We start from the raw sequence: 21,593 nt of genomic DNA on the forward strand, positions 1-21,593 counted from the left end.
GGTGCCCATCGAGGGTCGACTCAGAGGACGTGCCATGCCCGAACTGTCACGATTGCCCCAGCCGGTCGCGGAGTCGTGGGACTGGCAGCTCGAAGGCCTGTGCCGCGGAATGGACAGCGCCTACTTCTTCCACACGCCCAACGAACGGGGCTCGGCGCGAGACCGGCGCGAGGCAGCGGCCAAGGCCATCTGCCAGCGCTGCCCGGTCATGGAAAAATGTCGTTCGCACGCGCTGGAGGTCCAGGAGACCTTCGGCATCTGGGGCGGACTCGGGGAAAGTGAGTTGAGGGCGATTCTCGCGAAACGTGCCCGTAGGACGTGACCTACACACCGCGCGCGGTGGCGGGGATGCTCGGCATCGCCCCGACCACGCTCAGGACGTGGGACCAGCGCTACGGGCTGGGTCCCTCCATCCGCACCGACGGCGGCCACCGCCGTTACGAGGAAGCGGACGTCGACGTGCTGCGCAGAATGGTGGTGCTGACCGGTCAGGGCGTGTCGGCGGCCGCCGCTGCCGTGCTGGCGCGCCAGAAACCGGCGGCCCGCCCGAGCCTCCCGCTCTCCCCGCTCGGCTCCGAGGACGCGGTCCTGGCACGGCGGAGCTTCCTCGCCGCGGCGAAACGACTCGACGAGCCGATGATGTCCGACCTCGCCGAGAAGCTCATCACCGACCACGGCGTCGTCTCCGCCTGGGAGGCCGTCTTCGTCCCCGCGCTCGTGGAACTCGGCGAACTGGTCGCCGACACCGGCCAGGGCGTGGAGATCGAGCACCTCGCCAGCGGAAGCGTGCTGTTCGCCCTGCGCGGGATCCCCCGCGTGAGCAGCCCCGGCGTGCTCTCCGCGCTGCTGTCGTGCGCACCGGACGAACAACACTGGCTGCCGTTGGAGGCGCTCGGCGCGGCACTGTCCGAACACGGCCGCGGGTGGCGCAACCTCGGAGCCCGAGTGCCGGCGGACGCCCTGTACGACGCGGTGACCCGTCTGCGGCCCGCCGTCGCGCTGGTCTGGGCGCACCGGCCAGAACTGGCGCTCCGGGTGCCGCTGGAGGAACTCGGAGCGCGACCGGGCACGGTGCTCGCGGTCGCGGGCGCCGGGTGGGACGGTCTGGAGCTGCCGCCGTTCGTGCATCGGCCGGCGACGCTCACCGAGGCGATCCAGCTGGTCGTGGACCGCACCGGTGCCTAGAACACTTCGCGGTCACGCTCCCGCACGCGCACCTCGTCCAGTTCCGCGATGCGACGCAGCCCCTGCACGGCCCGCGCCATGCGGTGGTTTCCGCTCACCTGGTTCTCGTGCCGGTCGAGCCACGCCCAGTACCCGGCGGTGAACGGGCACGCGCGGTCGCCCGTGCGCCGCTTCGGATCGAACCAGCACGTGCCGCAGTGGTCCGTCATCCGGTTGAGGTAGGCGCCGCCGCTCAGGTACGGCTTGGTCGCGATCACGCCGCCGTCCGCGTGCTGGCTCATCCCGATGACGTTGACTGGCATCACCCATGGGAAGCCGTCCACGAAGGACGTGACGAACCAGTCGTTGAGCGCGGCGGGGTCGTAACCCCGTTGCAGCGCGTGGTTTCCCAGCACCATCAGCCGTTGGATGTGGTGCACCCAGCCGTGGTCGCGAACGCCTTCCAGGGCGGTCCGCAGGCACGCCGCGCGCACCATGGCCGGCCGCAGCTCCGCCCACCACGACGGCAGCCCGGCGGTGGCGCGGAAACCGTTGCGCCGCCCGTATTCCGGACCGAGGTGCCAGTACAGGTGCCAGACGTACTCACGCCAGCCGAGCACCTGCCGGACGAACCCCTCGACGCTCGCGAGCGGTGCGGCACCGTCGCGGTAGGCGTCCTCCGCCGCGTAGACGACCTCCAGCGGGTGCAGGAGTCCGTGGTTGAGCGGCACCGACAGCAGCGAGTGCGCCATCGTCCAGTCCTTGGTCAGGACGGCGTCCTCGTGCGGGCCGAAGTGAGGGAGCCGGTCGCGCAGGAAGACCTCCAGCGCGGTGAGCGCTTCCTCTCGCGTGATGGCGAAGCGGCGCGGACCGTCCCTGCCCACGGTGGGCAGATCCATCGCGTCGAGGTCGGCACGCACCCGCGCGTCGATCTCGTCCTCTTCCGGCCACCACGGCGCCGGAACGCCGAGCCGCCCGCGTTTCGGCGGGGGTTCGCGGTTCTCGGTGTCGAAGTTCCACCGGCCGCCCACCGGGACGTCGCCCTCCATCAGCACGTCGAAGCGGGTGCGCTGGTAGTGGTAGAAGTCCTCCATCAGGAACCGCTCGCGCGGCCCCGCCCACGCGGTGAACTCCTCGCGGGACAACGCGAAGGCGGGCGTGGGGAGGACTTCCACCCCGAGTTCGGTCAGCATCTTGTGCGCGGCGGCCGAACCCGGCTGGTAGGCGGCCAGCGGGCGGTCCAGGTCGCGGATGGCTTCGCCGTACGTGTTCGCGCGCACGAGCGTGATGCGATCGGGGTACTCGGCGGCGAGATGGCGCATGCCGGACAGCACCAGGTGCAGCTTCTGCCGGTGGTACGGCTTGCGGCGCAACGCCGCGGCCGACTCGATCAGCACGATCTCGTCGTGGCCGGAGTGGAACTGCGGTCCGAGCTGGTCGCCGAACAGCAGCAACGTCGTCACTGATCACCACGCAGGTCGGCCAGCACGGCGTGCGCGGCTCTGCGTCCCGAGTGGAGTGCTCCCTGGATCGAGCTGGTGTCGCGGTGATCACCGCAGACGTACCGGCGACCACCCGCACGAACGGACTGCTTCAGCCGGTGCGGCGCCCTCATCGCGGGGATCGCGTGCGGGATGTCGTACCGCCGCAGCACCTCCCACCGGCTGGTGTCCGTGCCGTACAGGCGATCCAGGTGAGCCCGGACGGCCTGCTCGTCGGCGTCGCCGAGCACCGAGGCCTGCACCAGTGGAGCGTGCGGCGAGTACGGGCGCGACACCTCCGACATCACCGCCGTGTTCACGACCGGCCCGCCACCGGCGTCGACGACCAGGCAGCCGTCGCGCAGCGGTGACCTCGGCGGCCGGAAGTACCACGTGGTCACGCCGTTCCAGCGAGGTTCGGTCAGACCCGGCAGCAGGCGGGCCGCGGTCGTGCCGTCCGTCGCCACCACCACGGCGGCGGCGGCGATCCGGCCGCCCTCCTCCAGGTCCACGCCGTTGTCGTGAACGGCCCTCACGGCGGTCTGCAGGCTGACGGCGTCCCTGGGCAGGCGTTCCGCCATCGCCTTCGGCAACTCCCCCATCCCGAGCGCGGGCACCGCGGCGCCGCCTCGGGCGAAACTGCGCCACACCAGGTGGAAGAACCTCGACGACGTGCTGAGCTCCCGTTCCAGGAACACGCCGGACAGGAACGGCCGGAACACCGCCTCGACCGCGCGGTCGGACACGCCCAGCCGCCGCAGTTCCTCGCAGGTCGTGCGGTCCTGCGCGGTGAGCAACGGCCGCGCCGGGCCGAAGGCGTCCGGGCCGGAGAACCGGGCCACCGCCGCCACGTCCCGCACGCCCAGGACGTGCTGGCGCAGGAAGCCGTCCCACGCGGACGGCCCGCTGCGCGGATCGGCGAGCAGGTCGTGCCTGCCGTCGTCGTGCACGAACGCGCCCGGCCTGAAGTGCCGCAACGGCAACGGATCGAGCCCGAGCCGCTCCAGTTCGGGATAGGCGGGCAGCATGATCTGGAAGCCCCGGTCGAACCGCACGCCGTCCTCGACGTCGGTCCGCACGCGGCCGCCGACCTCGTCCCCCGCTTCCAGCACGGTGACCTCGACGCCCGCCGCGTTGAGCTCCAACGCGGCACTCAGGCCCGCCAGACCGGCTCCCACCACGACGATCACAGCGTCCTCCAGCGTCGGGCGACCGAGCGCAGCAGCGGCACGCGGCCCTCGGCCGGCACGGTCCAGAGCTCGGTGCCCGCGACGCCCCAGCGGCTCAGCAGGTGGTTGGCGGCGGCGAACCCCGTGGTGGCGGCGCGTTCCATGAGTGCGACGGGCAGGTCGATGCGCACGAGATCGCCCGCGACCACCAGGAAGTCGTCCGGTGTCCGCACTCCCGGCCGGTTCGCGTAGCCCCCGGCGGGGAACAGCGGGCAGTCCTCGCGCAGCTCGTGCCGTTCGTCGACGACCCCTGCCCGCTTGGTCTCCGGGTAGACCTCGGTGAGCTGCTCCCAGAGCCGGGCGCGCGCCGACCGTTCGTCCACATCGGACGGAAGCGCGTAGCCGTGCAGTTCCACCACCGAGCCGCCCGTGCGGGCCGCCCACGCCCGTGCCTCGTGCTCGTAGTGGTCGAGAACGCTGATGTTGTCCAGAAGGTCGTGCCCGCCGGTGCCGAGGAAGCCCGGCCGGTCCGGGTCCACAGGCGTGTCCAGCCAGTACCTCGACACCAGGAACCTGGGGGCGGTCCGCAGCCCGCCGACCTTCTCGCGCCACGCGGCGTCGCCGAGCGTCGGCGACTCGCCGACGAGTGCCCGCAGGCCTTTGACGTCCGCGGCGAGCACCACGGCGTCCGCCTCGATCGCGCCGTCGCCGATGGTGACGGAGAACCGCTTCTGCTCGCCCGGCAGCACGGACCCGACCTCGACGCCGGTGCACACCGTCGCGCCCAGCAGGGCGAGGTGGCGGCGAAGCGGCTCCCACAGCCCGTGCGGGAACGGATCCGCGGCCACGTCGAACAGCAGCCCCTCGTCGGAGCCGAGGAAGTAGATGTGGAACATCACCGCGAGCTCGGCGGCCGACATGCGGGTGGGGTGGGCGAAGAAGCTGCGGGAGAACACCTCGAAGGCGAGGGCGTGCGCGGCCTCCGGGAAACGGATGCGTTCCAGGTAAGTCGCGGCGTCGATGCCGTCGAGCTCCTCGTACACCCGCGGCACCGACACGTCGAGCAGCGACAGCGCGGCCCGCGCGTTCACGTCGGGCAGGTCGCGCCAGCGGAACGTGGGACTGCTGCGGAGGAAGGCCAGCGCGTTCCACGGCACGGCCGTCGGGAGGTTCGCGAAGCTGTCCCGATGGCCCGAAGCGTGCTGCAGCGGGTAGTCCGGCAGTCCGACGAGGGCACGTCCAGTCGGGTCGACGCGCTTGAGCAGGGAGCGAAGGTTGTAGTACTGCCGGAAGAACGCGTGGAAGCCGCGCGTCATGGTGGCGTCGCTGCCGTCCGCGAGTCTGGTGCTCCAGCCGCCGACGCGTCCGCCGAGGTAGTTCTCCCGTTCGCACAGCACGACCTGCGCCCCGCGTTCGGCGAGCAGGGTCGCCGCGGAGAGCCCGGCGATGCCACCGCCCACCACGGCGACCACGGGAGCGTCCCCTTCGAACTGCGCCCGCCCGGCCGGTGCCGGGATCCGCACGGCCTTGCGATCCCTCACCGCTGCTCCTGTTCCGGCGCGTGGCCGCGGAAGGTGTGCACCACGCCGAGCTGCAGGCCCGGCACCGGCGCGCTGCGCACGCCGACGAAGCCGTTGCGCCGCAACCGGTCCCGCAGTGCCGTCGCCCCGTCGAAGTCCATCACGCTGCGCCACAGGTATGTGTAGAGCGAGCGGTCGCCGGTGGCCAGCCACCCCGCCGGCACGATGAACCCGCACAGCGCCGTCCACACTGCCGTGCTCAGCAGCGAGTCACGCACCGAGTACTCGTGCAGCACCAGCGTTCCGCCGGGTTTGAGCGTGTCGCGGAGCCGGCTCAGCGTCGCGTCCGGCTCGGGCAGGTTGCGGACCAGGTAGGCGGCGAACACCGCGTCGAACGGCCCCTCGTCCACGTCCTCGGCCCGGCCGTGCACGAACCTCACCGTCGTCGGCCAGCGCTTCTCCCGCGCCCGCTCGATCATGCCCGCCGAGGCGTCGACGGCGACGATGTCCACTCCGGGCGCGGCGGCGACCAGGGCGGCGGTGGAGGCGCCCGTGCCGCAGCCGAGGTCGAGAACCCGCATCCCGGGGCGCAGGCCGAGCGCTCTCGCGGACCGGCGCAGCGCCTGGTGATAGCCGGGATTGAGCCCGACGAGGAAGTCGTAACCACGCGCCGCGCGGTCGAACTTCGCCGGCACCTCAAGCTTGTTCACGCGCCACCCTTCCCCGTTCCCACAGCAACAACACGGCGGTGACCATGGCGAACCCGTAGAGGAAGTCCTCCACCGGGATGTCCCACGGCACCCGCACCCCGCTGATCGCCCAGTCCGCGTACAGCACGACGGGCGCGTCGAGCTTCGTCAGCCATCCGTCCACCGGCACCTGGAACCCGAGCACGATCACCATGGTGATCCAGTAGGCGGGCCGGGTGAACAACCCCGTGCGCAGCAAGCAGAACTCCAGCAGCAGCACCACGACGACCGCCGCCATCGCGGCGAGCGAGTACTCCTCAACCATCACGCAACCAACGTTCCGAACGCCCGCGCACGGCCTCGTAGGTCAGCACCGCGCACAGCGGGATCGCCAGGAAGAACAGGACTTCCTCGATCGGCAGCACCCCGCCGATCAGCACACCCGTCGTCGCCTCGGGGTGAAAGCTCCAGTGCCCGCGCAGGATGGCGACGACATCCCAGACCGCCAGGACGAGCAGCACAGGTGCGACGGCGCGCGCCAGATCGGGAGCACGGCGGTAGACACCGCGTCCCATCCATTCCAGCGGCAACGTGATGAGCACGCACACGCCCAGCACCACCAGGTATTCGTACTGGCTTCGCATCACCGACCTCCCGCAACGACCGTATGGGCGGCGCGGCGAGTCTGCACAACGGCGAGCGGACTTTCACGCGATTCGTTGGCGGAGCGAGGTTCCACTGCCTGTCAGGTCGTCTCCGCCTTGGAAATCGCGTAGTAGGCGTCCACCGTGTCACCGTCGATGCCCACGTAGGTGTCGATCCACGCCGCCGCGGCGCGCACGAGCACCAGCAGCGCGTCGAACCGCTGTTCCTCCGACAGCACCCCCAGCGCCACCACGACACGTCCGTCGTCACCGCAAGCCAGGGCGCTCAGCACCTCCGAAGCCACCTCGGCCGCCTGCGCGGGTATCTCCTCGCCCGGCGTCGCCGGCACGGAGACCGGGATGCGGACGGACGGATCGAGCGATCCGCGCGGAACTCCGCGCAGCAGAATCGCCGCGCACGTGTCGATCGCGACCATCCTCAACCGCTCGTCCGATGCCAGGCACCGCACGGCCTCGATGGACCACCGGTGATCACGCCTGTTGATCGCGCCCACCGCGGCCAGGGTCACTTCCCTGGCCTGAACGTCGTCGAGCCGCTGCATCGACTCCCTGCCTCCTCCACAGTCGGCCCCGACTGGAATGCGCCCCGCGCTCCACTTTTGTGTCACTACAACTCCGCAATGGTCGAACGGCCTCAAACACGCTGCATGACGAGTGGCCGGCAGTTCACCCGTCCGCAGCAGCGCATTCGATACGGCTATCGACTCCCTTCGACAACTCGGATGTTGCTACCATCCGGATGTTCACAACCTGGGAGAGACATGGCGACTCGACACCTGTACGTCGTGCGGCACGGCGCAGCGGACCCGTTCGGCGAGCTGACCAGCACCGGCGAACAACAGGTACACCTCCTCGGCAAGCGCCTGGCCCACCTGCCGATCGACGCCGTGTGGCACTCACCCCTGTCCAGAGCAGCAAGCACCGCGCAGATTCTGGGCGAACACCTGACGAACGCCCCCGTGGGCGAAGCGCCCGAACTGGTAGACCACATCCCCCACGTACCGGCCACCCCTCCACCCGCGTGGGCGGGTTTCTTCGACGGCTTCGACGCGACGGAGGCAGCCGCCGGTGCACACCTCGCGGAATCCCTGACCACCCGGTTCGCCCACCCCACCGAGACCGAGTCACACGAGGTCCTGGTCACCCACGCCTACCAGGTGGCCTGGCTGGTCCGACACGCCCTGGAGGCGCCTGCAGACCGCTGGCTGGCGATGAGCTGCGGCAACACCGCCCTGACAGCCCTCCAGTTCCGCGACGGCACACCGCCGACCTTGCTGCTGTACAACGACATGAGCCACCTCCCGGCGGAGCTGCGCTGGACGGGTTTCGGTCCAGGCACCCGACCTTGAGACCAGACCACCGCTGAACCACGGCCTCCACCTCGGCCCGGTCCCAGGCGCGTCGTCCGCCCACTCCGCAACCGGCGCCCGCAGCCGCCTTCCGACCTACGACCGCGAATTTCGCTGGGACAAGGCCTCCACGGCACCAGCCACTTGACCCACGGCACGCCGCACACCCCACCGCCGGCACGTCCACACGGGCAGGCCGGGCACCCAGCGACGCAAGTCCGCGTCCCGAACGTACGGGCACAACCCGCCCTGTCCCGCCTAACACGGCCAGCGCGGCACCCAAGCACTCGCCTCCACAGCGGGCCACGCACCGGACCGCCACGCTGCCACGCGATCGCCCATCCGATCTACGACCGCGAGCTTCTCTGGAACGAGGCCCGCACGGCACCCGGTCGCTCGAACCCACGACATGGCGCGCACCTGACCGATACGAGGCCACGCCCTCAAGCGCAGCGGGGTGATCCGCCCTGTCCTCGCCGGAGCACCGCCTGCAGGTACCCCAGGCACCCGCCCTCACAACGTGTAACGCACCCGACCAACGCCGTCACACGCCACACTCACGGGCGTGGCCAGTCCTACCGTTGGCGCAGCACCGCCTGCGCCGCGCCGAGGCGCTCGGCCTCCTCCCGCTCCGACCAGTCCCCCGACACCTCGTCGGCCCACCTCAGCAACCGGTGCAGGTGCTCGTCCGCCCCGGCCGTCACGACCCGCGCCGAACCGACGACGACCGCACCGCTAGTCCCGTCGATGGTGACCGTCGCCCCCACTCCGACGGTGTGCCCACCCACCGTCACCGAGTCGGTGCCCACGACGAGGTCGGCGACCCCCACGACGGCCGGTTTGCCCATCGAGCGCGCGACGACGGCCGCGTGGCTCGCCGGGCCTCCTCGCGCGGTGACGATGCCGGTGGCCGCCGCCAGGCCGCGGATGTCGTCCGGTGACGTCTCCGGCCGCACCAGGACGACCGGGCCGTCGGCGGCCATGCGGACCGCCTCGTCGGCCGTGAACGCCACCCGGCCCGACGCCACTCCCGGGCACACGCCCAGCCCGCGTGCGATGACATTCGCATCTGAGGCGATTCGGGTCGTGCGGACGTGCCGGAGGTGCTGGGGCGAGACGCGGAGCAGGGCAGCGTCGCGGTCGATCATGCGCTCGTCGACCAGGTCCGTGGCCAGGCGGACGGCGGCGGCTCCGGTGAAGCGGCCCGGCCGCACCTGGAGCAGCCAGAGCTTGCCCGCCTCGAAGGTGAACTCGACGTAGCAGGCGTCGCGGTAGTGCTGTTCGAGAAGGTACAGCGCGGCCAGAAGGTCGTGCCACACCAACGGTTCGCGGTCGGCCAAGGCGTGCAGCGGGTTGGTCAGCGCGCGGCCGGAGACCACGTCGGAGCCCTGGTGTCCGAAGAGGACCTCGCCGAACGGCACTTTCTCGCCGGTGTCGGGGTCGCGGCTGAAGGCGACGCCGGAGCCGCTGTGGTCGTCGCGGTCGCCGAACACCATCCGTTGCACGATCACGGCCGTGCCCAGGTCGTGCGGGATGCCGTGCAGGGTGCGGTAGGTGCGCGCACGGGGCGTTTCCCATGACGAGAACACCGACTTCAGTGCCTCGTCGAGGACCTCGGAAGTGGGGCGTAGGTTGAGGATCGTGTCCATCATGCCGGGCATCGACACGGCGGACCCGGAGCGCACCGAGACCAACGCCGGCGTTCCCATCGTCTCGACGGACGTCGCCAGCTCGTCAGACAACCCGTCCGGCAGTTCGCCGTCGCGCAGGAAGGCGCGGCAGGCCTCGGTGGTGACGACTACACCGGCGGGTACGGGCAGGCCGAGGCGGTGCAGCAGCACCAGGCCGTGAGCCTTGCCTCCCAACACTTCCGGCGGTTCGGCGAGCTCGGCGGAGAGGTGCCTCACCCACTCCATCGCGCGATCCCCAGCGTGGCGAGCAGATCCTCGTGCAGCTCGGCCCACACCGTGTGGAACGAGTCGATGGTGTCGGCCAGGTGCTCCAGCTTTCCCGCCTGTGCGCGGGCCAGGGCTTCGGCCAGGCGCGGTTCGTACCGGGCGAACCTCGGAACGGCGGCGGCCAGTGCGGCGATCACCACTACGGCGCGGGCGTGGAAGTCGGCGAACAGGCCGAGAACTCGGGCGTCGTAGACGGTGTCGGTGTGGTCGTTGATGACGCCGTCGACGGACCGGACCTGCCACGCCGTGCAGAGGTCGAGCAGTTCGGGGTTGAGCACGAGGAACGCGTCGAACGCCTCCGCCAGCGCGGGGCGCGTCCCGGCCGCCTCCAGCTCGGCCTTGGTCCCGGCGGCGTCGGCGGCCCGGCCGGACTCGGTCAGCGCCCACCCGCCGAAGCCCTTGTGGTGCGTGACGAGACCGGCGACCGCGAGGTCGATCAGTTCGGACTCCACTTCGGACTCTTCCAGCCCGGTGAACGAGGCCACGCGGGCGAGTCCAGTGGTGCCGACACAACGCAAAGCGTGCAACACCATCAGGTTCGCCTTCACGACGTCGCCTCCCGCCTGCGCGCACCCGCCGCGTAACCGGCGCCGCGGCCGTCGGCACGGGCGACGATCACGCCGTTGCGCACGCTGACGGCGGACTCGGTGTCGTCGCCGGGATTGGTGAGGCCGATCGCCGACGCCACCAGCGCGTCGTCGTCGAGCACCAACCGCACGTGCTGCCAGGCCTCGGGCGCGAACACCCTGCGCAGACATCCGACGGCATCGCTCACCCGAAGCCGGACGAGACGGCCGGTCTCCTCCGCGTCACCGGTGACGACGACCACCGTGACCTGCTCGCCGGGCTTCGCGGACCGGACGGCTTCCTCCGCCACGCCCAGACGTCCGGCGCCCAGTACCACCACCAGGCCGTCCGCGAGGTCGACCGGATCACCGCTGATCTGGTCGACGAGGCCCTCGGGGATGGTCCAGGCATCCGCGCACGTCCGCGCTGGGGCGACGTAGGGCAGGTGCGGAGGAGCCCAGGTGTCCTTCAGGTCGATCGTGCCCAGGTGCCTGCACGCGTGCGCCACGTCGAACGGATCGCCGAACCCCGGCGACGTCTCGGCCCGATGACCCGCACCGTCGAGCAGCGTCAGCACCAGCTCGGCCAGCCGCACCTGCCGGGCCGGCGCGCCACGTTCCAGGGCGATGGCCAGCAGCAGCGCCTCCAGCCGCGCCAACTGCGCCAGCACCGCCGGACCGTGCTCGTCCTCGAACACGCCGTCCAGCGAACGCAACTGCAGCCGCCCGCCCGGCGCCGAGTCTCCCACCAGCGGCAGCCGTTCGAGCCAGACCCTCGCGAACACGCCCAGCGCGTCGACCCTCGAGGAAGGCGACACGGACGCCCGCGGCTCGCCGGTGGCGCCCTTCTCGATCTGGTCGATCAGCACGGCCAGGTACAGGGCCCGCTTGCTCGGGAAGTTCGAGTACACCGCGCCGCGCGTCAGCTCAGCCCGGTCGGCGATCCGGTCGACCTTCGCCGGCACGAAACCGTGCTCCGCGAACTCCTCCCTCGCCGCCGCCAGCACCGCGGCACGCGTGCGCGCCTGCTGCTGCACCCGAGTCAGCCGAACCATCGCCACTCCCACCGAACGCACTTGGGATGTTCTCATCATCCAGATTACCCGAACCTTCGAGTGCGATGCCCTGCGGGTATGGAGGACGACCCAGCAGGTCTTGGACGGTCCTTCGAACTCCGCAGAGGCTGGAGGCACCACCGAGGAAGGAAGTCGACATGAAGGTATTCATCACCGGGGCCTCCGGTTACATCGGCAAGACCACCGTCGCGGCCCTGCTGCACCACGAGCACGCCGTCGAGGCACTCGCCCGCACGGACACGTCAGCGGCGACCGTGAGCGAGGCGGGCGCGACGCCGGCGAGCGGCGGTCTGTCCGATCTGGACGTCCTCACCTCCGCCGCGAGCCGCGCGGACGCCGTCATCCACCTCGCCCAGGCCGACAGCGCGGAGTCCGACCTCGCCACCGCGATGCAGGACGGCGTCGGCGCGGGCACGTACGTCCACACCGGCGGGACCTGGGTCTACGGCGATACGAACGGCATCGCGGACGAAGACGCCGCCTGGAACCCACCGGCCATCGTCGCCTGGCGCAAGGAGGTCGAGGACCAGGTGCTCTCACGCGGCCGCTCCGTCGTGATCCGGCCGGGACTGCTGTACGGCGGACAGAACCGCCTGATCGACATCTTCTTCACGAGGCCGGGCAAGGAGTCCGGCGCGATCCCGTACATCGGCGACGGCACGAACCACTGGTCGCTAGTGCACGTAGACGACCTCGCGAACCTGTACGTCGTCGCATTGAACGCACAGGCCGGATCGGTGTACGTCGGCGTGGACGGCGTCGACCCGACGGCGCACGAGATCGCGACCGCGCTGAGCCACGGCGCCAGCCTGGAGGGCAAGACCGCCTCACTGTCACTCGACGACGCCCGCACGCAGATGGGCCCGATCGCCGACGCGTTCGCGCTGGACCAACAGTTCACGCCAGCGCGCGGCCAAACCGAACTGGGCTGGACCTCTGAGCACACCGATCCGCTGGCGGTGTTCGCGCGAGGCTAGAGCGGCTTCGGTTCGTTCTCCAGGCACGAGAGAACGATGGCGATCAGGCGCCGCAGGCGTCGACGAGCTTGGCCACCGCCACGGCCGCAGCTGATGGCCAAAGCGCTGGCCGCGTCCGCGAGAGGGATGCGTGCGTGGATCGGGGAGCGGATCAGGCCCTGACAGGCGAGGCGCTCACCGCCGCCCCACGTGAGCGCGGTAGTCACAGCACCACGGGAAGTTCCACAAGCCCGTGGATGGGGACGCTCGCCCGCCACCTCAGGTCCGATGCGGGCATGGCCAGCCTCATGTCCGGATAGGTGGTGAGCAAGCTGCGGAACGCGATCTCGCCCTCGAGCCGTGCGAGGGGTGCACCCAGGCAGTGGTGGATGCCGTGCCCGAACGCCAGATGCCCGCTCGGCGGACGGGTGACGTCGAGCCGCTCCGCCTGCTCGCAATGGTCGTCGTCCCGGTTGGCGGCGCCAAGCCCGACCAGCACGGTGGAACCGGCTGGCACGGTCACTTCGCCCAGGACGACCGGTTCGGTCGTGAACCGGAACGTCGACATGTTGACCGGGCTGCGGAAGCGGAGGAGCTCCTCGACCGCGGCGTGCAGCAGCGACAGGTCTGCTTTGAGCCGCTCGAGCTGCTCCGGAGCGGTGAGCAGGGCCAGCACACCATTACCGATCAGGTTGACCGTTGTTTCGTGGCCGGCGACCAACAGCAGGAACGCCATCGAGACCAGTTCCTGCTCACTCAGCCGGTCGCTGTCCTCACTGGTCTCGATCAGCGCCGACAGCAGGTCCTCGCCGGGATCGGCCCGCTTGGCCGCGACCATTTCCGTGAAGTAGGCGGCCATCCAGCTGACGGTTGCCTGAGCCTCCTCCGGACCGGAGTCCGAGATCAAAGCGTTGGAGTAGCGGCGGAATTCGGCGCGGTCCTCCTGCTCCACTCCGAGTAGCTCGCTGATCACGGTGATGGGCAACGGGAACGCGAACACGTCCAGCAGGTCAACCTTGTCGCCCGGAGAGAGCCGGCCCAGCAGGTCGGCGGTGATCTCCTCGATCCGCGGCCGCATCAGCTCGATGCGCCGGATGGTGAACGCCCTGGTCACCAGCCGACGCAGCCGGGTGTGATCCGGCGGGTCCATCGACAGCATGTGCCGGCTCAAATCTGGCGCGCCGTCAGGCGCTGTGGCCGCGCCTGAGGAGGCACGGTTCTTCCGCACGGTCGGGTCGGCCAGCACAGCCTTGGCCTCCGCGTACCGACTGACCACCCAGACGCGGTGACCATGAGGCGTGACCACCTCGCGGGCCGGTGCCTCAGCTCGCAACGCGGCCTGGACGGAGTGCGGGTCCTGGAAGAACTCTGGCGTGAACAAGCTCGCGGACGCCGTCTCGGTGCCGGACATGGGTCTTCCTCTCGCCTGCTGGTGGACGGAACGACGGCCAGGCCGGTCATTACTCGGTCGTCCGCACGACGACCTTGCCTTTCGCCCGCCGTGATTCGACGCGGGCGAAGGCATCGGCGACCTGGTCGAAGTCGTAGATGCTGTCGACCTTCACACGCAGTGCGCCGTGGTCGATCAACGAGGCGAGCTCGCGCAGGTCGTCGGCGCTGGGACGCATGGACAGGAATTGGTAGGTGTAGCCGCCCCGGCGGGCGCGGCGTCGCAGGCCGAGGGTGGCGAGCCAGAGTCCTGCCTCCAGCAGAGCGGCTCGCCACGGGGCCATCGTGTAGTCGTGCCGGATCGACCCCGGGGTGGGAGTGGCTGACACGGTGACCAGGCGGCCACGTCGTGCCACGACGTTCGAGAGCGCTGCGGCCGACGTTCCACCGACCAGGTCCAGAACCTTGTCGAACCGGTCGCGGCCGCTGTCGACCGCTTGGGTGTGGTAGTTGATCACGTCGTCGGCGCCCAGTTCGCGCAGCAAGGACGTGCTGCCGGCCGATGCCGTTGTGGTTACGGAGGCACCAGTGCGCGCGGCCAGCTGGATGGCGAACATGCCGACCGTGCTGGAGCCGCCCGTGACGAGCAGGCGGTCCTCCTGCCGGACGTCCAGCGCGTCGCGGATCGCTTGGAGGGCTGTCGTTCCGGCGAGCGGAACCGCCGCGGCGGTGACGAAGTCGAGGCTGCGCGGCATGGGCACCACCAGTTCTGCCTCGATGGCGACCTGCTCCGCGAGCGCGCCGAGCCGTGCCTTGTCCGTGCGGGCGAAGACGGCGTCGCCGACGGACAACGAGGTCACGTCCGTCCCGGCCGCTACCACCACACCGGTGAACTCGTTGCCGGGCACGAGCGGGAACCTGGCCGGATTGGCGAACCGGAACTTGCCGGACCGCTGGAGGAGGTCGACGGGGTTCAGGCCGATCGCGCGAGTCGCGACGACCACCTCGTGCGGACCTGGAAGCGGCTCGGGCCGGCTGCTGAGGCGGAGCACCTCCGGTCCGCCGAAACCAGTGAGTTCGTAGGCGAGCATGCCGAATCCAAACGGGACGTTGAGGGGATTGCTTCGTCGGTGGCGTGGTTCAGCTGCGCTGTGGGATGCCGGGAAGCCATCGCCGCAACAGCTCTTCGACCTCTGGGCTGGTCATCGGTGTGCCGAGATCGCAGGTGTCCGGCGCTGTACGCAGGCCGTCGATCACGATCCGCAGGTAGCGCGTCCAGGCGCCGGGGTTCACCTCACGACTGTGCAAAGCGACCTCGCTGATCATCGTCAGGAGCAGGGGAACGTCCTCGGCGGTCACGTCCGGTCGCAGCGATCCCTCGGATACGGCGCGGTCGACCAGTTGCCGCACGACGGGCATGATCCGATCGCGGATCCGGGCGAGGTAGCGCGTGCCGAAGTCGGCGCCGAGCTCGATGTCGCGCACACCGCGATCGATGGCGTGCAGCTCGGCGGCACGGTGCAGAAAGCTGACGAACCCCTCCCAGCCCGTCGGCGCGTCCAGTGCCGTCTCGATCGCGATGGCATGTTGCTCCAGACGCTCCTCGAGAGCAGCTTCCAGCAGGAGCTCCTTCGAGGGGAAGCGGCGGTGCACGGTACCGACGCCGACACCGGCCTGCTGCGCGACGTCGTCGTAGGTCGCAGACACTCCGCGTGCCGCGAACACTTCTCGGGCGGCCTCGATGACGCGCTGCCGATTCGCCTGTGCGTCGCGGCGCAGTGGGCGGTCGGATCCGGCGGAGCGCGTGGTGCCCATGCCGACACAGTAGCAAGTGGAACGGTATATTCCACTTGCTCGCTTGAGCTCGCGTGGGAGTGGCTGCGGCGCTTGGTGTGCCGAGCAGGCGGAATGGCGCGTTCCACTTATGGGGACGTGATGGACATCACGCCACCTGTGCCGATGCCGCGCATCGACGGTGCTCGTTCAGGAGTCACGGATGGGCGCATGGGACAGGTGCGCGATCGTCCGTTCGGTCATTCGCGGACCGGCTTCGGCCACGCTGAAACGCGTTATCTCGTGACGTCGCTCCACAATGGCTGGCGCCTGGTTCCTTCTTGCTGATCTGCAAGAACCACGTCCAGGCGACCGTCGGCTGGTTCAGCGGTGCGAGCCTGTCGATCGGCGGGGTCAATCACCGAGGCCGACACGATCATGGCATTCCTCGAAGGCCTGCGATTATGTCGATCGCGCCCCGCCAGAACCGTTCTGCCACAACGTTTCCACGATCAATCGGCATAACGGCGGCCTCGGCATAAGACACCGTCCACGGCCAGAGGGCCGTACTCACCAGCGTCGGGGTCCGGCTCGATCGACTGTTCGCCCGTGTCGCAGGTGCACGGCGACACGTGATCGAGACCGGCCTGGACATGACCGGCGAGGTCCCCGGCAGGCTTCACGGTCGCTTCCCGAGCATCGACGGCGACTGGTTCGGCGTCGTCAACTACGAGATCGGCTACGCCGACGGCCGCCCGCAGAAGGTCTGCCTGGTCGACCAACTTGTGCCGTTCCACGTGCTCCGGTTGCGAGACCAGACCAAGCCGCGCTGACAGGTAACGCCAGACCGTTCGGGTTACTTGTCAGATTTTCGGTGAGCAGGCAATACGCCCAACGTCTGGGGCGCGGTGGCACACGACTCCGTTCCCGCCTGGATCGACCCGATGCTCACTTCGCGGTGCTGACGGGCGGCTATTGGGGCGGCGCGCTGATCAATTGATCGCGCGCCCTCTCAAAAGGAATCAGAGCGAGTCCGGACATGAGGCTCAATCACGAGGAAGCCGAGCTCGCCTGCTAGTTGAATCCCGTGCACCCAGCCTCTATGAAGGCAGTGGGTCTCCCACGTCGGCGATCTGGAAGTTGAAGGTCACGCCGGTCGTCTGCGCGAACCGCTCGACGAAGGCGCGGGCCGATCGCCACGCCCACCCGGCACAGCCCGCTCCGAGCGCGTGAGCCGGAAACCACGGGTTCGCAGCTCCTGCCATCAGTCTGTTGTCCGGGAACCGCCCGCGCAGACCGCCGCTGATCTTCGGCTGCCGATCCTCCGCCAGGTCCTCGGGCCGATAGTGCACGAGGTAGTTGCGCAGATCCACCAGATGCTTGACGTCCTGGTACGGCGCGCTGCCGTACGGGAACGGCGGATGACCGCAGAATCGCAGGGCCGACTCGTACTTCACCAACGTCTTCATGTGACCACTGTTGGTCGCCTCCCATAGCGCGGCCATCAGCATGATCGGGCCTTCACCGAGTCGGATCAGACGGTTGTGGTGACCATCAGCCGCGTCCTGGAACATCTCGTTGATCGCTGCTTCAAGGAACATCACGGACTCCGCAACCGCGCTGAGCACAAGGCCGCGATGGCGCATGTTGAACGGCTCCTTGCCCGCGTACTGGTCTTCCAGCTTCTGGGCGTCTTCCGCTGCGTAACGAGCCGCGTAGAGGTGCTGTGTAGACAGGTAGCCACGCATCACGACCTTGATGGGCAACGCCGTGTCCACGGTCGAGGCGAGGTCGAGGTGGATGACCTGACCGCTAGCTCTCGTCTCTTCATCGCCGTCCATGTACCGACGGTAGTCGCCTCGGCCAACACGGTCATCGAGCACGAGGCCCTTGCGGGTACCTGCGAGGCGTCGGTCGCAACGCCGCCCACGTGGTGCGCCATCAGCTCAGCGAGAGCTGGTCGCGGTGGAAGTCGAAGTGCTGCACCGGGAGGCGGTACAGGTCAGCCACCGTCATGAACTCGCGGAAGAACGGATCCCATCGGGTCGGATACGGCATCCCCTTGGCCAGACCACTTTCGCTCTCATGATCGAGGCGCCGATGCATCGCCGCGACCGTGTGATCGCACAGAACGACCATTGCCTTGCGGGGCATGACGCCGCCACCAACCCACGAGCCGACGAAGTTGACGGCGTCGAAGGGCTTCGTGGCCGCGTTGAGCAGCTTCGCCCAGCCACGGCCGAACCAGTCCGGCAGCCAGGCGACGATCCGGGCCAGCGCCAGCAAGGCCCGCATGATCAGGAACACGAGCAGCATGTGGAACAACAGCTGCCGATTGCTCCAACGCGTGCCGCTCGACCGGCGCCTCAACTCGTCGTCGGTGGCGCCGTCGAGCAGCACGCGAAATGCCGCAGCAACCCGGTCGAAGTCGTCGTGCACCGCCAGCCTGTCCACCAGCTCATGGTCCGCCGAATGGGCACCATGCTCAATGGCCTGGGTCCGTGATGGGACAAGCAGTCCCGCTGAGGCTCACCCGCTCCCCGTCAACTTCGTCCAGTAGAACCAGGACTCTTCCAGTACAGCGGCGCCTACCCGAAGATCCTGCCTGAGCACACGTGATCAAACGACGGCGCAGCGCCCGGCTTCATGCCGCGTCCAGCGCCTGTGGGGTGCCAAAACACGGCTCAACGTGCCTGACCTGCGGATCACGCAGCTGCAGGTTCGTACTCGTTGATCAAGCCGCCAAGCACTCGCCGGCGACGTACGGCTCTACAGCCTGAGCCTCCGGTTGGGTGATCAGGGCGTGGTGGAGTGTGGTCTCGCGCTCGGTGTGGTCGCCGGTGGTTGTAGTGGGAGACGTAGCGGTTCAGCAATGACTTCAGGTGATGCTCGTTGATGATGAGCAGCCGGTCGGTGAGCTCTCGTCTGACCGTGCCGACAAACCGTTCCGCGTAGCAGTTGGCCCGCGGACATCGCGGAGGGATCTTCACGACTTTGATGCCGACGTCAGCGAGAATGGAATCGAACGACGCTATGAACTGGGCCGCCCTGTCACGAACCAGGAAACGAAACTCGCTGGCCCGGTCGTCCAACTCCATGAGGAGGTTGCGAGACTGCTGTGTGGTCCAGCGCCCGTCGGGGTTGGTGGTGGTGCCGAGTATGTGGACGTAGCGGGTGCCGACCTCCATCACGAAGAACACGTACACCCGCTTCAAGGTGAGAACGCAGTCGACGTGGAAGAAGTCGCACGCCAGCATGCTCCCCGCTTGAGCGCGCAGGAACCGCCGCCACGACGTGTCGGAGTTCCGAGTAGGCGAAGGCGGAATCCGAAGTCGCTTCAGCACCCGGCGAACAGTCGACGCGGACGTCCGGTGGCCGAGCTTGAGCAGCTCACCTTGGATACGGCGGTAACCCCAGCCCGTGTTCTCCCGCGCCATCCGTTCGATCAACGCCACCACGGCCTCATCAACCCGCGGCCGACCACTCCGGTTCGGGTAGGTCCACTTCTTCGCGACCAAGCGCCGATGCCACCGCAACACCGTGCCAGGAGACACCAACCGGTGCTGTCGCAGCCACGCCGGCAACTGCCGCGTCAACGCGGCCAGCACAGCACGATCAGCCCAATCCAACCGAGGACGGCGCTGACCTCGACGCAACACCGCAACCTCATGCCGCAACACCAACAACTCGATGTCCTTGGCCGCCGAGGACCGGCCTAGCAAAACCAGCCAGCCACCCAGCCGGACAAAGACGAGGTACAGCAGTCGCAGCGCCACGCCCACGATCATGCCGACCAAACGATAGTGCCCGACCACCGCAGCTCAGCGCGTGTGTGCGGAGTTCTGGCACCCCACAGGGTTACCGCTTCAGCACATCAGCGAAGCCAATCCACGACATCCCGGCACACAACGTCGGGGCACACACCGTTGGCAGACTTGCCTATCAGTCTTCAGTTCCGCTGCCGGTGAAACCGTTCCTGCCCCCGTAATCGGCCTCGAGGAATACGCCATTGAGTCGAGACCTTGTCAACAACTTCGTCCACTTTTCCCACGAACCCACAGATCGAGCGATAAGGCACTCAAATACCTGAGCGAATTTCTTGTTCGTGCCGCCCAGCTGGTGCTGGGCGCCTGCGGTACTACCGCGATCGCCTGATCCGCACCGTCCGTCGCCTTGCGCAGCATCGTTGCGAACGCGTTGGGCTGATCCGGTTCGACGCGGAACCCGGTCATAGGCGGCTGTCCACGCGACGCACCTCGACCGGCAGTTCGACGTCCCGCAACACTTAGGTCGACCCCTGCCTGCATAGCCATCCCATCCCACTTCGTACCCGGCACCGGAACCCACGGGCTTGGGTGCTCGCCACTAGCGCGACGTGGGAGCTGAAGGCCAGCAACACGGTCCGCCCGTCGTCCGGACTCCGCGTCTCCAGGTGAAGGTCTCCCGCCTCCGGAACAGCTCCTGGCAACAATGCCAGTCCTGGCTGGTCGGTGACCACCGGGCGGTCAACATCGGCGCCGGACATCGGCGGCGCGACCTGCCAGCCAAATCGGTTCTCCTCCACGGGACCTCTTCTCCGACACCTCCAGGTCCACTGTGTTCAGATGATGTACAACTGCGACATCACCATTGGTGAAGACTTGACAGACGAACAAATCGAATTGTAAACCTATGCAACAACGGCCCCGTAGTCCCTCCTGCAACACCGTGTAGGCTTCGCCCCCAGCAGCGCAATGCTCCGTCGGATCACCGGACGAATACCTTTCGCTCTCCGCAACGAATTCCGCATCAAACGGAATGATTTCCCCTCCCGAAGATATGGAGCCGAGGATGCTCGCCCACCCGCTGGATTGGACGGACGTGCGGTTGCAGGAGCTGCACGACGTCGTCAGCGCGACCGTCTACCGCGAGTCGGACATCGAGTCCATCGTCCGTGAAGGCGGCCTGTCCCCCTCGCGGGTGCAGTGGAACCTGTCCCCGCGTGTGCTGTGGACCGGGATCTTCAACGAGGCCGCGCTCCAGCTCGTGCTACCTGCCGTCGTGCAGGCGGCCAAACGAAACCGACCGGCACTCGCACAACGCGTTGACGAGCTGCTCGCCGCGGCCCCGGTGGTCGCCGCCCCAACCGAGGAGCCCGTGCCGGACTGGCAGAACACGGGCAATGAACGCCAGATCGTGGCGGGCCAGAACACTTTGCTCGACGTCGCGTTCCTCGAACAGGGTCTGGACCGCTCCCGCGCGGTGTGCAAGCTACATGTCGAGCGCGGCGGACTCGGGTGGTATGGTACCGGGTTTCGCATCGGCGAGAGCACCCTGCTCTCCAACCACCACGTCCTGTTCCCCGACGGACAGCCCGCGACCGGCGTGATCGCGGAGTTCGGCTACGAGCTCGACGCGGATGGGGCGCTCCGCCCATCCACGGAAATCAAGTGCGCCGCCGAAACGATCACCGGTGAGCGCGTGGGCGACTTTGCAGTCATCGCCACAGCCGAGCCATTGCCGCCGAACGTTCCGATCCTGCGGCTGCGCGACTCGGTGCTGCCCAAAGTCGGTGACAGGGTGAGCATCATCCAGCACCCTCTCGGGTTGCCGAAGAAGATCGCCATGCACCACAACCTCGTCCGGCACGCGACGCCCGAGGTAATCCAGTACTGGACCGACACCGAGCGAGGGTCGTCCGGGTCGCCGGTGTTCGACGACCGGTGGCGAGTGGTTGCTTTGCATCACAGCTGGGACGATGCACCGGACGACGACGGCTTGGCGTTCCGCAACCAGGGCACCACGATCAGCCGGGTCGTGGCGCGGTTAGACGCGTTGGGTGTGAGGTTCGAGGGCTGA

General features: G+C 68.7%; 23 protein-coding genes. 6 read left to right on the forward strand and 17 right to left on the reverse strand.

Going from position 1 to position 21,593, the window contains the following annotated elements:
- Positions 1-34 precede the first annotated feature (34 nt).
- On the forward strand, positions 35-322 hold the full coding sequence (locus SK854_RS08145) for a WhiB family transcriptional regulator (protein WP_319974382.1): 288 nt from the start codon (positions 35-37) through the stop codon (positions 320-322).
- Entirely contained in the window at positions 319-1,185 is an 867-nt protein-coding gene (locus SK854_RS08150) for a MerR family transcriptional regulator (protein ID WP_319974383.1), read from the forward strand. The genes SK854_RS08145 and SK854_RS08150 overlap by 4 nt, the downstream gene beginning before the upstream one ends.
- Here SK854_RS08150 and SK854_RS08155 read toward each other — a convergent pair.
- From SK854_RS08155 to SK854_RS08185, 7 genes are all read right to left on the reverse strand, one after another.
- Positions 1,182-2,627 carry a cryptochrome/photolyase family protein gene (locus SK854_RS08155; RefSeq protein ID WP_319974384.1) on the reverse strand — a complete coding sequence of 482 codons (1,446 nt, stop codon included), beginning with the start codon at positions 2,625-2,627 and terminating at the stop codon, positions 1,182-1,184. The genes SK854_RS08150 and SK854_RS08155 overlap by 4 nt on opposite strands.
- Positions 2,624-3,835 (reverse strand): NAD(P)/FAD-dependent oxidoreductase, encoded by a 1,212-nt coding sequence (locus SK854_RS08160; RefSeq protein WP_319974385.1) that lies wholly within the window; start codon positions 3,833-3,835, stop codon positions 2,624-2,626. Before SK854_RS08160 ends, SK854_RS08155 begins: the two co-directional genes overlap by 4 nt.
- Entirely contained in the window at positions 3,832-5,355 is a 1,524-nt protein-coding gene (locus SK854_RS08165; RefSeq protein ID WP_319974386.1) for an FAD-dependent oxidoreductase, read from the reverse strand. The genes SK854_RS08160 and SK854_RS08165 overlap by 4 nt, the downstream gene beginning before the upstream one ends.
- Positions 5,352-6,044, reverse strand: a complete 693-nt coding sequence (locus tag SK854_RS08170) for a class I SAM-dependent methyltransferase (protein ID WP_319974387.1) — start codon at positions 6,042-6,044, stop codon at positions 5,352-5,354. The genes SK854_RS08165 and SK854_RS08170 overlap by 4 nt, the downstream gene beginning before the upstream one ends.
- A complete protein-coding gene (locus tag SK854_RS08175) occupies positions 6,031-6,348 on the reverse strand; it encodes a lycopene cyclase domain-containing protein (protein ID WP_319974898.1) in 318 nt (105 codons plus the stop codon). Before SK854_RS08175 ends, SK854_RS08170 begins: the two co-directional genes overlap by 14 nt.
- A complete protein-coding gene (locus tag SK854_RS08180; protein ID WP_319974388.1) occupies positions 6,341-6,667 on the reverse strand; it encodes a lycopene cyclase domain-containing protein in 327 nt (108 codons plus the stop codon). The genes SK854_RS08175 and SK854_RS08180 overlap by 8 nt, the downstream gene beginning before the upstream one ends.
- Before the next feature lie 101 nt (positions 6,668-6,768).
- Entirely contained in the window at positions 6,769-7,230 is a 462-nt protein-coding gene (locus SK854_RS08185; RefSeq protein ID WP_319974389.1) for a hypothetical protein, read from the reverse strand.
- Positions 7,231-7,449: 219 nt separating this feature from the next.
- On the opposite strand from SK854_RS08185, the gene SK854_RS08190 reads away from it, so the two are divergent.
- Positions 7,450-8,037: a histidine phosphatase family protein gene (locus SK854_RS08190; RefSeq protein ID WP_319974390.1), complete on the forward strand. Its 588-nt coding sequence runs from the start codon at positions 7,450-7,452 to the stop codon at positions 8,035-8,037.
- 575 nt (positions 8,038-8,612) lie between these two features.
- Here SK854_RS08190 and SK854_RS08195 read toward each other — a convergent pair.
- Genes SK854_RS08195 through SK854_RS08205 form a run of 3 tightly spaced genes read right to left on the reverse strand, consistent with a single transcriptional unit; the run spans position 8,613 to position 11,616 of the window.
- On the reverse strand, positions 8,613-9,953 hold the full coding sequence (locus SK854_RS08195; RefSeq protein WP_319974391.1) for a PEP/pyruvate-binding domain-containing protein: 1,341 nt from the start codon (positions 9,951-9,953) through the stop codon (positions 8,613-8,615).
- Positions 9,941-10,543: a transcriptional regulator gene (locus SK854_RS08200; protein ID WP_319974392.1), complete on the reverse strand. Its 603-nt coding sequence runs from the start codon at positions 10,541-10,543 to the stop codon at positions 9,941-9,943. Before SK854_RS08200 ends, SK854_RS08195 begins: the two co-directional genes overlap by 13 nt.
- Positions 10,540-11,616: a TetR family transcriptional regulator gene (locus SK854_RS08205; protein ID WP_319974393.1), complete on the reverse strand. Its 1,077-nt coding sequence runs from the start codon at positions 11,614-11,616 to the stop codon at positions 10,540-10,542. The genes SK854_RS08200 and SK854_RS08205 overlap by 4 nt, the downstream gene beginning before the upstream one ends.
- A gap of 158 nt (positions 11,617-11,774) precedes the next feature.
- On the opposite strand from SK854_RS08205, the gene SK854_RS08210 reads away from it, so the two are divergent.
- Entirely contained in the window at positions 11,775-12,614 is an 840-nt protein-coding gene (locus tag SK854_RS08210) for an NAD-dependent epimerase/dehydratase family protein (RefSeq protein WP_319974394.1), read from the forward strand.
- Here the strand turns inward: SK854_RS08210 and SK854_RS08215 are convergent.
- From SK854_RS08215 to SK854_RS08230, 4 genes are read right to left on the reverse strand one after another with little or no spacing between them, the layout of a single operon-like run.
- Entirely contained in the window at positions 12,611-12,820 is a 210-nt protein-coding gene (locus tag SK854_RS08215; RefSeq protein WP_319974395.1) for a hypothetical protein, read from the reverse strand. The two genes, SK854_RS08210 and SK854_RS08215, sit on opposite strands and share 4 nt — an antisense overlap.
- Positions 12,817-14,004, reverse strand: a complete 1,188-nt coding sequence (locus SK854_RS08220; RefSeq protein ID WP_319974396.1) for a cytochrome P450 family protein — start codon at positions 14,002-14,004, stop codon at positions 12,817-12,819. The genes SK854_RS08215 and SK854_RS08220 overlap by 4 nt, the downstream gene beginning before the upstream one ends.
- Before the next feature lie 49 nt (positions 14,005-14,053).
- On the reverse strand, positions 14,054-15,073 hold the full coding sequence (locus SK854_RS08225) for an NADP-dependent oxidoreductase (protein WP_319974397.1): 1,020 nt from the start codon (positions 15,071-15,073) through the stop codon (positions 14,054-14,056).
- A 49-nt stretch (positions 15,074-15,122) separates the two neighbouring features.
- Positions 15,123-15,797, reverse strand: a complete 675-nt coding sequence (locus tag SK854_RS08230) for a TetR/AcrR family transcriptional regulator (RefSeq protein ID WP_319974398.1) — start codon at positions 15,795-15,797, stop codon at positions 15,123-15,125.
- Between the two features lie 590 nt (positions 15,798-16,387).
- Here SK854_RS08230 and SK854_RS08235 point away from each other — a divergent pair.
- On the forward strand, positions 16,388-16,588 hold the full coding sequence (locus SK854_RS08235; protein ID WP_319974399.1) for a hypothetical protein: 201 nt from the start codon (positions 16,388-16,390) through the stop codon (positions 16,586-16,588).
- Between the two features lie 267 nt (positions 16,589-16,855).
- Here the strand turns inward: SK854_RS08235 and SK854_RS08240 are convergent, their stop codons facing one another.
- The 3 genes from SK854_RS08240 to SK854_RS08250 all read right to left on the reverse strand — a co-directional run bounded on the left by SK854_RS08240 (position 16,856) and on the right by SK854_RS08250 (position 19,531).
- Positions 16,856-17,596 (reverse strand): hypothetical protein, encoded by a 741-nt coding sequence (locus SK854_RS08240; protein ID WP_319974400.1) that lies wholly within the window; start codon positions 17,594-17,596, stop codon positions 16,856-16,858.
- 100 nt (positions 17,597-17,696) lie between these two features.
- Positions 17,697-18,209, reverse strand: a complete 513-nt coding sequence (locus tag SK854_RS08245) for a DinB family protein (protein ID WP_319974401.1) — start codon at positions 18,207-18,209, stop codon at positions 17,697-17,699.
- 251 nt (positions 18,210-18,460) lie between these two features.
- On the reverse strand, positions 18,461-19,531 hold the full coding sequence (locus SK854_RS08250) for an integrase core domain-containing protein (protein WP_319974402.1): 1,071 nt from the start codon (positions 19,529-19,531) through the stop codon (positions 18,461-18,463).
- A gap of 1,054 nt (positions 19,532-20,585) precedes the next feature.
- Here SK854_RS08250 and SK854_RS08255 point away from each other — a divergent pair.
- Entirely contained in the window at positions 20,586-21,593 is a 1,008-nt protein-coding gene (locus SK854_RS08255; RefSeq protein WP_319974403.1) for a trypsin-like serine peptidase, read from the forward strand.

The organism is Lentzea sokolovensis, assembly GCF_033949975.1.
In the GTDB taxonomy this organism is placed as follows: domain Bacteria; phylum Actinomycetota; class Actinomycetes; order Mycobacteriales; family Pseudonocardiaceae; genus Lentzea; species Lentzea sokolovensis.